The 13,039-nt window shown below is 59.6% G+C and carries 12 protein-coding genes; 5 read left to right on the forward strand and 7 right to left on the reverse strand.

The features are described 5' to 3' along the window. The first annotated feature begins 249 nt into the window (after positions 1-249). Both AB1E33_RS13025 and AB1E33_RS13030 read left to right on the forward strand, forming a co-directional pair. Positions 250-1,098: a HalD/BesD family halogenase gene (locus tag AB1E33_RS13025; protein ID WP_372577705.1), complete on the forward strand. Its 849-nt coding sequence runs from the start codon at positions 250-252 to the stop codon at positions 1,096-1,098. Positions 1,099-1,291: 193 nt separating this feature from the next. Then, the gene (locus AB1E33_RS13030; RefSeq protein ID WP_372577706.1) at positions 1,292-1,732 is read left to right on the forward strand and encodes a hypothetical protein; all 441 of its coding nucleotides are present in this window, start codon (positions 1,292-1,294) and stop codon (positions 1,730-1,732) included. 530 nt (positions 1,733-2,262) lie between these two features. Here the strand turns inward: AB1E33_RS13030 and AB1E33_RS13035 are convergent. Both AB1E33_RS13035 and AB1E33_RS13040 read right to left on the reverse strand, forming a co-directional pair. Then, positions 2,263-2,910 (reverse strand): response regulator transcription factor, encoded by a 648-nt coding sequence (locus AB1E33_RS13035; protein WP_372577707.1) that lies wholly within the window; start codon positions 2,908-2,910, stop codon positions 2,263-2,265. Beyond that, a complete protein-coding gene (locus tag AB1E33_RS13040; RefSeq protein ID WP_372577708.1) occupies positions 2,907-4,337 on the reverse strand; it encodes a cache domain-containing protein in 1,431 nt (476 codons plus the stop codon). The genes AB1E33_RS13035 and AB1E33_RS13040 overlap by 4 nt, the downstream gene beginning before the upstream one ends. Positions 4,338-4,592: 255 nt before the next feature. Here AB1E33_RS13040 and AB1E33_RS13045 point away from each other — a divergent pair, with 255 nt between their 5' ends. The 3 genes from AB1E33_RS13045 to AB1E33_RS13055 all read left to right on the forward strand — a co-directional run bounded on the left by AB1E33_RS13045 (position 4,593) and on the right by AB1E33_RS13055 (position 9,092). After that, a complete protein-coding gene (locus AB1E33_RS13045) occupies positions 4,593-5,675 on the forward strand; it encodes a TRAP transporter substrate-binding protein (RefSeq protein ID WP_372577709.1) in 1,083 nt (360 codons plus the stop codon). 118 nt (positions 5,676-5,793) lie between these two features. Continuing rightward, positions 5,794-6,720 (forward strand): TRAP transporter small permease subunit, encoded by a 927-nt coding sequence (locus AB1E33_RS13050; protein ID WP_372577710.1) that lies wholly within the window; start codon positions 5,794-5,796, stop codon positions 6,718-6,720. Between the two features lie 17 nt (positions 6,721-6,737). Beyond that, the gene (locus tag AB1E33_RS13055; RefSeq protein WP_372577711.1) at positions 6,738-9,092 is read left to right on the forward strand and encodes a TRAP transporter large permease; all 2,355 of its coding nucleotides are present in this window, start codon (positions 6,738-6,740) and stop codon (positions 9,090-9,092) included. Between the two features lie 53 nt (positions 9,093-9,145). Here the strand turns inward: AB1E33_RS13055 and AB1E33_RS13060 are convergent, their stop codons facing one another. The 5 genes from AB1E33_RS13060 to AB1E33_RS13080 form a co-directional block, all read right to left on the reverse strand. Beyond that, a complete protein-coding gene (locus AB1E33_RS13060) occupies positions 9,146-10,504 on the reverse strand; it encodes a dicarboxylate/amino acid:cation symporter (protein ID WP_372577712.1) in 1,359 nt (452 codons plus the stop codon). A gap of 274 nt (positions 10,505-10,778) precedes the next feature. Further along, entirely contained in the window at positions 10,779-11,168 is a 390-nt protein-coding gene (locus tag AB1E33_RS13065) for a VOC family protein (RefSeq protein ID WP_372577713.1), read from the reverse strand. A 4-nt stretch (positions 11,169-11,172) separates the two neighbouring features. After that, a complete protein-coding gene (locus AB1E33_RS13070) occupies positions 11,173-11,994 on the reverse strand; it encodes an arginyltransferase (protein WP_372577714.1) in 822 nt (273 codons plus the stop codon). 73 nt (positions 11,995-12,067) lie between these two features. Continuing rightward, the gene (locus tag AB1E33_RS13075) at positions 12,068-12,505 is read right to left on the reverse strand and encodes an RDD family protein (protein ID WP_372577715.1); all 438 of its coding nucleotides are present in this window, start codon (positions 12,503-12,505) and stop codon (positions 12,068-12,070) included. Between the two features lie 72 nt (positions 12,506-12,577). Beyond that, positions 12,578-13,021 (reverse strand): DUF2852 domain-containing protein, encoded by a 444-nt coding sequence (locus AB1E33_RS13080; protein WP_372577716.1) that lies wholly within the window; start codon positions 13,019-13,021, stop codon positions 12,578-12,580. Positions 13,022-13,039 lie beyond the last annotated feature (18 nt).

Below are 13,039 nucleotides of genomic sequence, written 5' to 3' on the forward strand. Positions count from 1 at the left end.
CGGACATTATGTGCGCTTCCCGGGGGCGTCAACAGGCAATCAGATGAAAATCATACGCGAGATCGCGGTTTTTCGACATTTTGTTGCGCACGACGCTCTGTCTGCGACATTTCGTGCAATCAGAGGCGTTTGGCCACGCCGACACGGGCAAAGATTTCGCCGAAAACCGTCATTTCGCTGTCTGAAACAGGCCAGAACGGGGCGAGTCGCGGTGTCAATTTGGGGCCGGGGACATTGATGGAGCCTGCGATGGAACTGCATGAGATCGTGGATCTGGGCCGATACCCGCTGGATTGCCCGGGCAGCATGGCGCTGCAGCGCCTGGTGTCGGACCTGCAAGAGGAACTGGCCGAGGATGGCTGCGCGGTGCTGCCGGGATTTGCCCATGGCAAGGGCGTCGCAGCGCTGGTGAGCGAGGCCGAGCGCGCGGCACCCGCGGCGCACCGGTCGTTCAACCGGACCAATGCCTATTTCACCCGGGACGACCCGCAACTGCCAGCCTCCCATCCGGTTCGGCGTTTCTACGAACGGTCGAACGCCTTTGTCCCGGCAGATACCTTTGCCGAGACCGGCCCGCTCAGGACGGTGTATGCGCATCCCGGTTTCCTGCCCTTCATCCGCGAAGTGCTGGGCGAGCCCAAGGACAGGTTCTATCGCTATGACGATCCGCTGGCGGATGTGATCGTGAACGTGGTCGAGAAAGGCCAGGGCTTTCCCTGGCATTTCGACACCAACACTTACACCGTGACGCTGGCAATCCAGAATGGCGAGGGCGGCGGCGAGTTTGAATACGTCCCCAACCTGCGCAACCCAACGGACGAGAATTTCGCCGGTGTCGCGCGGGTGCTGGAGGGCGACCGGCGTCACGTGCGGCAATTGGAGTTACAGCCCGGCGATCTGCAGATTTTCCGAGGCCGCCATTCCCTGCACCGCGTGACCGGGGTCGAGGGGGAGCGGAAGCGTTATGTCGGCATCTTCTCCTTCGTCGAAACCGAAGGCATGTGCGGTGGGATCGAGCGCACCCGGCAGCTTTATGGCCGTGTTCTGCCGCATCATATCGAGCGGGCAGGGCGGCGGGAGGACCAGTTGTTGGACTGAAGCCCGTTGGGCATTGGACGCCCGCGCGAGATTGTATTTTGAGGGTCCGCCGCCGTGATCCGGTTCTGCTTGGGGCCGATCAATGTTCGACCTTCCAAAGCGAACTCAAAGCTGGCAATGCGTATGACCCTTGGGCTAGGCTTTTCTCGATCGTCATCTGATCACTCTTCACCCGAATGGACGATACAAGGACATGACATCGATGCACTCCAAGATCATCTTTACAGGGGCCGTTTGCGTCGCAGTTACGCTTTCCACCCTGACCGCGTTCCCGGTTCAGGCCAAGGACACCGACGCGCTTATAGCAGGGGTTGCTCTTGGCGTGTTGGGGGCATCAATCGCGCATCACCACCACAAACATGGGTCACACTACCAGAAGCACCCCGACGTCTCTCCGGAAGAAAATGCAATCGGTCTCTGCATGCATCGCACCAAGACCGCGATGTCCAATCAGGGATATTACGCCGTGGATTTTGAACGCACGCTGTCTTACGAGACAAATGCGGACGGGATCGATCTCATTGATCTGGAAGTGGCACGCTCCAGCGACCGCAGCGATGATCGCAGCACCATCAAGGCCCATTGCGCGATCCAAAACGATGCCGTCGTGAATTTCCGGTATTCGAGCTACTGAACACAGACGTGCCTACTGATTGAAGCCATTTACGGCATTTGGCTGAACCAGACGCCGTTACCGGGATTAAGCGCTCAGAACCGGCCGCCGGTTCCCTGTAGCACGCCGTGTAGAAGCGCCTAGCAGGTCGGCTTCGCGGTCTAGAATGTCCTATTTAACAGTGGCTATGTTTTTGGCTGTCAATGAAGTGTTTCAACAACCCTGCAGTCTAACCCACTGGTATTAAGAAAAGAAGAGCCCAGAATAGTTGGAGGAGGTACACTTTCCAGCTTGGGTTTCGGGGTCCTACGGTTTGGTACATCCAGTAGTTTCGATGCTTTTTTCGAACCTCTTCGTATTGCTCGGATGTATGGAAACTCCAATAGTCCCAAATCCGGAAACAAACTATCGGAAGTAACAGGACGATTAGGTTGTGGAACGGTGGAAGCAGATAGAACATAATCAGATTTCGCTTACGAAATGGACATTTGAATTAAGGAATCTGCACCGATACGTCCTCATTGGGTTCAGTTCGAAAGGCCCTGTTGACCTCAAAACCGCCCGCCCGTGCCCTGTAATACCCCGTGTTCCAGCGCATAGCGTGTGAGACCGGCGGTCGAAGATATGCCCAGTTTTCGCTTGATGTTCTTGCGGTGGGTTTCGACCGTGCGGACCGAGATATCCAGCGCGATGGCCACCTCTTTGTTCGACTTGCCCTGCGCCAATTGCAGCAGGATCGTCTGTTCGCGCCCCGTGAGCGTTTCGCGGGTCTCGCCGTCCTTGGGCTCCAGTGATCCGCTGGCCCCGGTGCACAGATAGCGCTCGCCCCGCATCACCGCGTCGATGGCCTGCTTGATCTCATCAGTGGGCACGTCCTTGAGGATATAGCCCATCGCGCCATGGCTGAGTGCCGAGGAGATGTATTCGGAACTGTCATGCATCGACAGGATCAGGATGCGCATGTTTGGCGCGCGTTCCAGCAGAATTTCGGTGGCGCTCAGACCGCCCACGCCGGGCATGTTCAGGTCCATCAGGATCACGTCCGGTTGCAGTGCCAGCGCCTGATCGACGGCCTCCTGACCGTTGTTCAGGGTGCCGACCACGATGATGTCGTCATAGCTTTCCAGGATGGACTGGATGCCTTCGGCAACCATCGGGTGATCGTCGACGATCAGAACGCGGATGGACGTATCGCTCATGTGTTCACACTTTTCTGTTTCGGCGGCACCTCTTCCTCGGGCGGTAGCAGGTGGCTCAGCGGCAGGTCGATCTCGATCACGGTGCCGCTGCGCGGCCCGCGTGAAGACAGGATGCGCAGGGAGCCGTCAAGCTGTTCGATCCGTTCCTGCATGTTGCGCAGGCCCAGACCCGCGCCACGCTTGTCCTGCGGCAGGCCCCGGCCATTGTCGGCGATCCGCATGGTGGCACCTTTCTTGTGGCCGCGCAGATCTATGCTGACGCTGGTGGCGCCGGAATGGCGTTCGATATTGGTCAGCGCCTCTTGCGCAATCCGGTAGAGCGCGATCTTGCTGTCCTGATCCAGCCGGTTGCGGAAGACAACGGTGGAGAACCCGGTCTCGATTCCGGTGCGTTCGCTGAAATCATCGGTCAGTGTCTTGAGCGCGGGGCCAAGGCCCAGATCATCCAGTACGCCGGGGCGCAGGTCGCGGCTGATCCGGCGCACCTCGGTGATGGCGCTGCTCAGATTGTCGAGGCCCTTTTCGAGCGGAGCCGCAGCCGCGTCGCCATCGCCGCGCATCAGCCGCCGCCTTGCATTGTCCAGCGCATAGCGCACACCCACAAGGATCTGGCTGATCCCGTCATGCAACTCGCGCGCCACGCGCCCGCGCTCTTCCTCTTGCGCGTCAAAGACCCGTTGAGTGAGTCCCTTGAGTTTTGCATCCGCCAGCCTGCGCTCGCGGATGTTCAGCACCATGCCCGAGACGAAGACCATCAAAAGCGCCATCAGCACGATCGCCCCGATATAGAGAAACGCCCGGCGCGTGCGCGCCTCGACCTCGGCGCGGGCAGAGGCGACGGTTGCCAGCACGTCGTCGATGAAGATTCCGGTTCCGACCGCCCATTGCCAGTCCTGCAGGCCCACCACATAGGCGACCATCATCGCCTCTTCTCCGGTCGAGGGCTTTTCCCACATGAAGCTGTGCCAGCCCGCGCCTTGCCGGGCGAGGCGGATGAACTCGTCCACCACGGGCGTGCCGTTGATGTCGGTCAGGCCTTCCCAGTTGCGGTTGATGAATTCGGTCTGGCGCGGGCTGACCAGATTGTTGCCGTCATAGTCGTAGACGAAAAAGAACCCGTCCTGCCCGTAGATCATCGCACTCAGAACCTGGCTGACCTGGTCCTTGGCCTGTGCATCGTCAGGTGCGGCGCGGCCGTAGATATGGGCAAAACCGTTGCGCGCCTGGGTGACGTAGTTGCGCAGCTCGGCCATCTTGGCCTGCAACAGCTGTTCCTCGAGCGTCTTGATCTCACGCTCGGTCGCGGCGCGCGCCTCATAGGCTACCAGCGCGGCGATGGCGGCCACCGCGATGACCAGCGGGATCGCCGCAATGAGCGACAGTTTCTGCGCATAGCTGAGCCGAAAGGGAAAACCAGATTGTCGCATGGGGGGATCGTTACGCAATGATGCGGTGGGACGCAAAGGGTTTGCCAGGGCGGGGCGTTTGTCTCAATTTGACAGTGTGCGGGCCTGTTGCGCACTTTCTGAGTGCGTGCGTGATGGATTTTCTCTCCGAATTGCGGGTTTTCTACGCAGTAATAGGTATTCACATCAGGTCGAGGATCATTAGGCTGGCGCCACTCGAAACGGTCCGTCCGGGCAAAAGACCCGGACATGAAATTTAGGGGAGGATTGAACCTTATGGATCGCCGTTCATTTCTGAAAAATTCCGCACTGGGTGGCTCGGCTGCCGCGGCAACCGCTCTGGCCGCACCGGCATATGCTCAGGGCAACCGCACCCTGACCATGGTGACGTCCTGGGGGCGCGGTCTGGCAGGTGTTTTCGACAGCGCGCAGCGCTGCGCCGACAGCATCAACACGATGTCGGATGGCAGCCTGAATGTCGAAATCAAGGCCGCCGGCGAGCTGGTGGGCGCGTTCGAGGTGTTCGATGCCGTGTCGTCCGGTCAGGCCGACATGTATCACGCCGCCGACTACTACTTCGTGGGTCAGCACCCGGGTTACGCCTTCTTCACCGCTGTGCCCTTTGGCATGACCGCGCAGGAAATGGTAAACTGGTACTATCAGGATGGCGGCATGGAGCTGCATGACGAGTTGGGCCAGATTTTTGGCCTGAAGTCCTTCCTGGCCGGTAACACAGGTGCTCAGGCCGGTGGCTGGTACTCGAAAGAGATCAACAGCCCCGAAGATTTCAACGGTCTTAAGTTCCGTATGCCGGGTCTGGGCGGCAAAGCTCTGGGTAAACTGGGCGCATCGGTGCAGAACATTCCGGGTTCGGAAGTGTATCAGGCGCTGTCGTCAGGCGCGATTGACGGGACCGAGTGGATTGGTCCGTGGGCGGACGAAAAGGCTGGTTTCCAGGAAATCACCAAAGTCTACTATACCGCTGGTTTCCATGAGCCGAATGCGGGTCTGTCGCTGGCAACCAACCGCGACGTGTTCGATAGCCTGACACCGGGTCAGCAAAAGATCATCGAGATCGCAGCCGCCGAGGCGCACCAGTGGAATCTGGCGCAATTCTTGGCTAACAACGGCGCGGCACTGCAGCGTCTGCAGTCTGGTGGCGTCAAGGTCATGGAATTCCCTGACAGCGTTTGGGATGCCTTCGGTCAGGCCAGCCAGGAAGTTCTGGACGAGAACATGGGCGATGAGCTGTTCAAGAAGATCCACGACAGCGCAATGACGTCTTCGGCGTCGTCAGCGGGATGGCTGGACCTGTCGTCGGGTGTCTACACTACTCAGCGCAACCGCGTTCGCGGCTGATCTGCTATACTAGAGAAAACCGAGTCCCCCGCATCAAGCGGGGGGCTTTCATCGTTGCAGGCGCGGGGGTCGTTCGACCCCACCGATACAGCGCCGCAACCGAGGAACCGGGGACAATATGCAGGACGATAACGGTATCTCCTTCTTCGGCGCCCTGTGGAACGGGCTGATCTGGTTCGTTCAGAACATTGCCGAAGCCTTCTTGAATTTTGGATACGCGATCACGCATCCGCAGCTCTGGCTGAACTGGTCGGACAAGGAAGCGATCATGCGCTTCGTCTATTACGGCGGGTCGGTCGAGTTCTTTTTCGTGGTGTTCACGCTCTTCCTCATCCTGACCGGGTTTGGGCTCTATTACCGCCAGTTCATGTGGGGCATGGTGCGGGGGCTGGAAGGTTTCGCCAACACCACCGGGCGCTTCTTTGCATGGGCGGGGCTGCTGATGGTGATCCAGCAGATCGTCATCGTCTTCATGCAGCGCGTCTTTGCCAGACCGGATATGAGCCTCGGTCTGGGCATCCCTTTGCAGATGGATATCAGTTGGTTCGCCGAAGAACTTAAACTCTATAACGCGATGGTCGTCTGTCTCTGCTGTACCTATACATTCGTGCAGGGCGGGCATGTTCGGGTCGATCTGATCTATTCCGGGGTCAGCCACCGCACCAAGCGGGTGATCGACATGTTCGGGTCGATGATCTTCATGATGCCCGCCGCCGTTCTGGTCTGGATGTATGGCTGGTTCTTCATGTGGCGGCACCTGATCGTGCCGAAACCGTCCGCAAGCGACACTCTGGACAAGCTGATCCTGAAGGCGCGCGCGGTGCGATGGAATGTCGAAACCATCGGGTTCAGCCCGAACGGATTCAACGGCTATTTCCTGTTCAAGATCCTGTTGGTGATGTTTGCGGGCATGGTCTTTTTGCACGCTGTAGCGTTCTTCTATCGCTCCTATCTGGAGTTTGTGGAAGGCGAAGGAAGTGCCGGAAAATACCTCGACAAGGACAGCCTTGGCGAAGGTGAAGAAGCCTATGAAGGCGCACATTAGGGACAGGACAAAACACAATGCTATTCGGTCTTGATGGCGTCGAAATCGGCCTGATTATCGTTTTTTTCTGCCTGTTCGGGGGTATCCTCAGCGGCTTTCCGGTGGCTTTTGCCATCGGCGGTGCCGGGATCATTTCCTTTGCAATCATCGCGGCACTGGACAGTGCCGGGCTGCTGATTCACCAGGCCATCGACAGTTCCTCGCAGGCCTATCGCGATCTGGTTAACTCGGGGATAAAACCGGACGTGATATCGGTCTTCCGATACCCAGATTTACCGCGGATCGCCGAGCCGGTCTTTGTCAGCGGCTGGGAAACCGCGCTGGACCGCAACGTGTCCTTTATCGTCAACCGCATCAACGAGCGGGTGCTGGCCGGCCAATCCATCGAGACGCTCTTGGCCGTGCTGATGTTCGTGCTGATGGGGATCACGCTGGAACGCTCGAAGATTGCCAATGATCTGCTGACCACCATGGCGCGTGTCTTTGGCCCGCTGCCCGGTGGCCTAGCGGTGTCCATCGTGGTTGTGGGCGCGTTTCTGGCGGCCTCAACAGGTATTGTTGGCGCGACCGTGGTGACCATGGGGTTGCTGGCGCTGCCCACCATGCTACGCAACAACTATTCGCCGGAACTGGCCACCGGTGTTATCGCGGCTTCTGGCACACTGGGGCAGATCATTCCGCCCTCGATCGTGATCGTGTTGCTGGGAACACTGGCGGGCGATCTCTATTCCACCGCACAAGAAACCCGCGCACAGGACGCAGGCTGCTCCGACGCGCTGACCTATCTTGGAGAACCGGCCGTGGTTTCGGTCGGAACGCTGTTTCAGGCCGCGCTGTTGCCCGGCATATTGCTGGCGCTGCTCTATGCGCTCTACGCGTTCGGCTATGCTCTGCTGAACCCCGACAAGGCGCCTGCCGTGCCGATGTCCGGGGGCGGGGGTGAGCCGATCACCCGCGCCGAGGGGCTGACCTGGTTTCTGGCGGCGCCGCTGGGGCTGATCGGCGGGGCGATCCTGCTGGGCAGCGTCGGGTTGATCGGCAGCCAGAATGTCAACGTCTCAAGCTTTTCCGATGCGGGCGCAACCGCAAGCCTGCGCACCAATGTCTCAGCCGATTGTCAGGCCTCGATGATCGAGTTGCACGGGCAGACGGCCTGGGATCAGGCCGTGGCCGAGCAGGAGACGCTGGACGAAGCGGGAGGCGCGCAGCAGGCCCAACGCCTGACCCCCGAAGAGATCGAGGCCGCCAGGATCGCCAAGATCGCCGCTGCTCCGCCAATCGGTACCGGGATTACGGTGATCGTGGTTCTGCTGGGCCTGACGCTGGTTCTGGGGCGGGGCATCTCGCCGTCGCGGGACACCAAACCGCTGATACTAGGGGCGATTGGCCTGATCCTGTTGCTGATGGCCGATGCGATGCTGATCCTGCCAACCACGTCCCCCGGAGCGACGGTTCTGATCATCTTACTGCCCTTGCTGCTGGCGTTATTCGGTTGCAGGATCGCGGCCGCGCGCTGTGCTGAAAATGATCTGATCCGGGTGGTCTTCCCGCCGCTGGTGCTGATTGTTGCGGTGCTTGGCTCGATCCTGGGTGGCATCACCAACCCCACGCCCGCTGCGGCGCTGGGGGCAGGTGGTGCGATCATGCTGGCCGCCTATCGCAAGCTCAAGGATGAGGGGCGGTCGGGGCAGGTGATCATCTGGTCCACTTTCGCGATCATCATCTGCGTGTTGATAGGTGTGAATTTCGATCTGCGGATCAACCAGGGTGGGGTGACGTTGGAAAGCTGGATCGCGTTCTTCTTCGCTTACGCAGCGTATCTCTATGCGCTGTTCGGTTTGTTGTTCGGCTGCTGGGTCCTGTTCCGGGGAGGCGTTCTGACCCCGGTGGTGCGCGAGACGGCGAAGGTGACCTCGATGGTGTTCACCATTCTGATCGGATCGCAACTGCTGAACCTGGTGGTGATCTCGTTCGGGGGCGAACATTATATCCAGCAATTCCTGAAGAGCTTCGACAACGAATTCACCGTCTTCCTGATCGTGATGCTGGTGCTGTTCGTGCTGGGCTTCGTGCTGGATTTTCTCGAGATCATCTACATCGTGATCCCGATCGTGGGGCCGGTGATCTATGGCGGATCCTTTGACCCGAAATGGGTGACGATCATGGTCGCGGTGAACCTGCAGACCTCGTTCCTGACGCCACCATTCGGGTTTGCGCTGTTCTATCTGCGCGGGGTGGCCCCGAAAGAAGTGACGACAGGCCATATCTATCGCGGGATCATCCCCTTCGTGATCATCCAGGTGGTGGGGATCGCGATCCTTTGGTTCTTCCCATCCATCGTGACGATCGTGCCGGACCTGATCCCGAACTGATCCGCGTCGGAGGAAAGTGAAAGGAGGCCGCAATTGGCCTCCTTTTTTTGTGCTCAGGCCGTGCCGTGCTTATGCGTGATGCTCTCGAAGGCGCGTTCTGCTGCATGGTCGATCTCCAGCCGGGACGGGTCGATGACCCCAGCCTGCGCGTCATCGAACACCGCGTGGTCCAGTTTGCCGACTCGCTGCCCGACGATCGTTGTCACAACCGCATCGCCGGTGATGTTCACAACCGTCCGCATCATGTCGACGATCCGGTCCACGGCGAGGATGATGGCTATTCCTTCCAGCGGCATGCCAAGCTGGTTCAGCACCATGGCCAGCATCACGATGCCCACACCGGGCACGCCCGCCGTACCGATCGAGGCCAGAACCGAGATCGAGATTACCGTCAGATAGCCGCCCAGCCCCAGATCGATGCCATAGGCATTGGCCAGGAAGACGGTCGCCACCCCGTGCATGATCGCGGTGCCGTCCATGTTGATCGTCGCCCCCAGCGGGATGCCGAACGAGGCTACCGAGCGGTCGACGCCGATGCGCTGGGTGACGCATTGCATGCTGGCCGGGATGGTGGCGTTTGAGCTGGACGTCGAAAAGGCAAAGACCTGCGCCGAGCGCATCTTCTTCAGGAAGGTCAGCGGGCTGAGCCCGGTGAACATATAAAGCAGTACCATCAGCGTGACGCAGAGATGGAAGATCAGCGTCAGGCCGATCGTGGTCAGATAGCCGATCACCGGTGCGAACAGGCTGAACCCTTCCAGTGCGAAAGTCTTGGCAATCAGGCAGAAGACGCCGATCGGGGCAAAGGCCATCACGATCTCAACGATTTTCATCGCCAGCTCGTTCATGAACTCGCAGCCCTCGACGAATTTCTGCGCCCTGGTGCCCAGCATCAGAACCGCAATGCCCACCACCATCACATAGAAGATGATCTGAAGCATCTCGCCATTGGCCAGTGCGTGGATCGGATTCTTGGGGATGATATTGGCGAGGATGTCCCAAGTGCTGTGCTGGCTCGCCACGGCAACGCTGCCTTCGGCCAGATGCATGCTGTCGAAGCCCGTGCCGGGACCGATGAGATTGGCGAAGATCAGCGCCGTGGTCACGGCCAGCGCTGTGGTTGCCAGATAGGTGACGAAGGTCAGCCCGCCGACCCGGCCCAGTATCTTGATGTCGCCGATGCCCACGACCCCGCAGAGCAGCGAGAACACCACCAGCGGCACCACCAGCATCTGCAACGCGTTGAGGAACATCTGGCCGATCATGGCAAAAAGCCCGTTGACCAAGCCGTCCTGCAGGGCAGGGATGTCGAGATAGTTCAGAACCAGCCCAAGGCCCGTCCCCAGGGCCAAAGCGATCAGGATCTGCGTCGTCAATGTGGCCGACAACAGCCGGTGCGTAGCGTGTACCATGGTCTTACCCTCCAAGAACCGTAGCGACCCCGGCGAGCGTATGGCGTCGGGGCGACAGGGCCAGTGCCCGTCCGACGGGTCTGGCGAGAAAGCTTCAGATGTGTGATAGGCGTCGCAAAAGCCTGATCTATCTGGTGACGCAAGGTCACCTTTCAAGTGCCTGGATTTATGGCAACCGGCGTTTTGTCATTAAATTCCGTTAATGGGCGCGATGACACCACGCGTCAGATGCCGGTGGTGAAGAATAACGTTTTTTTACAATGGACTGCCAGCGCTATTTGAACTGAATCAAATCCCAACGGTTGCCGAACGGATCACGCCAGACCGCGACGATCCCATAGGGCTCATGGCGCGGTTCCTCCTCGAACTGCACGCCAGCGCCGGTCATCGCGGCATGGTCACGGGCGAAATCATCAGTCCTCAGGAAAAAGCCCACTCGCCCACCAGTCTGGTTGCCGATGGCGGCCTCCTGTTCGGGACCGACCGCTCTGGCCAGCAGCAGCGAGCCGGCGCTGCCCCCCGGCGGGGTGACCCGCACCCAGCGCTTGCCGCCGCCCAGGTCCACATCCTGATCAAGAATAAAGCCGAGCCTGCCCACATAAAATGCAATCGCCGCATCATAGTCGGGCACCACCAGGGTGGTCGCAAATAGCTGTTGGGTCATCTCATCACTTACTGGTCGGCCAGCGGTCGGGCAGACTGATATTGGCGACCTGTTCGGCGATCGGGTCGGTCGAAAGCGGATGTGTGTCGGCCTCGTAGATCTTGGGATCTTTCATCTTTTGCCAGGTGCCGCGATGAAAGACCTCAAGCCCGGAAAACCGCGCCTTGTAGCCCATCTTGGGGCTGCCGGGCACCCAATAGCCGAGATAGACATAAGGCAGACCTGCCTCTTGAGCGATCTTGATATGGTCGAGGATCATGTAGGTGCCCAACGAGTTTTGTGGCTGGTTCGGGTCATAGAAGGAGTAGACCATGCTCAGCCCGTCCTCCAGCACGTCGGTCAGGCTGACCGCTGTCAAAGTGCCGCTGGTCTTATCGACATATTCGATCACCCGGCTGCGGATCGGGGTTTCCTCGATCATCGCGGCAAATTCGAACACATCCATGTCGGCCATGCCGCCATCGGCGTGGCGGGTGTCGAGATATGCGCGGAACAGTTCGTACTGGTCGTCGGTGGCCCAGGGTGAAGTTGCCCGCCGCTCCAGTGCCCGGTTGCGCCGCATGGTGCGATTCTGCCCTTTGTTGGCCTCGAAGGCGCGCACATCGATCCGGGCCGAAAGACAGGCGGCGCAATCGGAACAGGACGGTCGGTAGAGCACATTCTGCGAGCGCCGAAATCCCTGCTGCGACAATGCGTTGTTCAGACTGTCTGCCCCTTCACCCTGCAGCGCCGTGAACAGCTTTCGCTCCATCCGCCCGTCGAGATACGGGCAGGGTTGTGGGGCAGTCACGTAGAATTGAGGCGCTATTGGCAGCGTGTGGCGCATGAATGATCCCTAATCAATGGCTTGCAGGGATGATAGCAACCGATTCTGGACCCGCCAAGAACGGATTGCGCCCTCAGGCGATGGCGCGGCGGTTGATGGCGACCGTGCCAAGAATGGTGTCGCTCAGCCCTCGTCCGCGTTCGCCGGTCAGCATCATGATGATCGAGATCACCTGCAGGACCGGAAACGCCATCGAGATGGTGTAGCCCGCCGTATGGGCCAGCGCCTGGCCGGGGTCGAGCCGGGTGCCGTCATCGTCGCGTAATTCGACACCGACGAAGCGCATGCCCCAGGTTGCTGAGCCCGATGCGATGGTAGCGGTTCGGTAGACGAACCCGATCACCAGGTAGAGCAGCGGGAAAAAGAACAACCCGATAAAGGCGGTAAAGGGTATGGCGATCAGGCTGATCAGGACGATCAGCAGGCTGTCGAACACCCATGCAAAGAACCGCTTTGCGGGGACCGAGGCATAGAATTCCGGTTGATAATGCGGGTTGGGCAGGTGAGTCATGGCGCTTTGATCTGTGCTCGTGAAGGGGCCCCGCCGCAGGGGCGGGGCTGTGTCGTGGTGAGTTTACCGGGTTCAGGCAGCGTTGTCGTCGTCGCCATTGTCGCGATCTGCACTGTCGCGATTTGCGCGGGTCCGCTCATCCATGAACTGGTCGAACTCGGATTTGTCCTTGGCCTCGCGCAGGCGTTCCAGGAAGGTTTCGAAATCGTGCTGTTCCTGTTCCAGACGGGCCAGGGTGTCGGCCTTATAGGAATCGAACGCGCTGTTGCCGGTGGGCGTCATCGCGCGCATTCCGTGACGGGGCCAGGCGCTGCTACGGCGGCAGGATTTGCTGAACATGCGTTTGCTCCAGATCATATATGCAAGAAGGGCGAGGCCGACAGGCCAGAAGAAGATGAAACCAAGGACCATGAGCGCGATCCATGCGCCTTTGCCCTTGTGGTCCAGCCAGCTTTCGGTTCGTTGAAACCACCCCTGGGTCGAGGGGGAAACGGCGGGTTCGGTCATCGTAGTCATTTTTGGGTTTCTCCAGAT

The organism is Ruegeria hyattellae, from assembly GCF_041537925.1.
Lineage (GTDB): Bacteria > Pseudomonadota > Alphaproteobacteria > Rhodobacterales > Rhodobacteraceae > Ruegeria_C.

What these genes read in the sequence shown, in the direction of transcription:
- AB1E33_RS13025 (WP_372577705.1), top strand. Translation starts at nt 250, where the DNA reads ATGGAACTGCATGAGATCGTGGATCTGGGCCGATACCCGCTGGATTGC.
- AB1E33_RS13045 (WP_372577709.1), top strand. Translation starts at nt 4,593, where the DNA reads ATGGATCGCCGTTCATTTCTGAAAAATTCCGCACTGGGTGGCTCGGCT.
- AB1E33_RS13060 (WP_372577712.1), bottom strand. Translation starts at nt 10,504, where the DNA reads ATGGTACACGCTACGCACCGGCTGTTGTCGGCCACATTGACGACGCAG.
- AB1E33_RS13075 (WP_372577715.1), bottom strand. Translation starts at nt 12,505, where the DNA reads ATGACTCACCTGCCCAACCCGCATTATCAACCGGAATTCTATGCCTCG.
- AB1E33_RS13080 (WP_372577716.1), bottom strand. Translation starts at nt 13,021, where the DNA reads ATGACTACGATGACCGAACCCGCCGTTTCCCCCTCGACCCAGGGGTGG.
- AB1E33_RS13030 (WP_372577706.1), top strand. Translation starts at nt 1,292, where the DNA reads ATGACATCGATGCACTCCAAGATCATCTTTACAGGGGCCGTTTGCGTC.
- AB1E33_RS13050 (WP_372577710.1), top strand. Translation starts at nt 5,794, where the DNA reads ATGCAGGACGATAACGGTATCTCCTTCTTCGGCGCCCTGTGGAACGGG.
- AB1E33_RS13040 (WP_372577708.1), bottom strand. Translation starts at nt 4,337, where the DNA reads ATGCGACAATCTGGTTTTCCCTTTCGGCTCAGCTATGCGCAGAAACTG.
- AB1E33_RS13065 (WP_372577713.1), bottom strand. Translation starts at nt 11,168, where the DNA reads ATGACCCAACAGCTATTTGCGACCACCCTGGTGGTGCCCGACTATGAT.
- AB1E33_RS13035 (WP_372577707.1), bottom strand. Translation starts at nt 2,910, where the DNA reads ATGAGCGATACGTCCATCCGCGTTCTGATCGTCGACGATCACCCGATG.
- AB1E33_RS13070 (WP_372577714.1), bottom strand. Translation starts at nt 11,994, where the DNA reads ATGCGCCACACGCTGCCAATAGCGCCTCAATTCTACGTGACTGCCCCA.
- AB1E33_RS13055 (WP_372577711.1), top strand. Translation starts at nt 6,738, where the DNA reads ATGCTATTCGGTCTTGATGGCGTCGAAATCGGCCTGATTATCGTTTTT.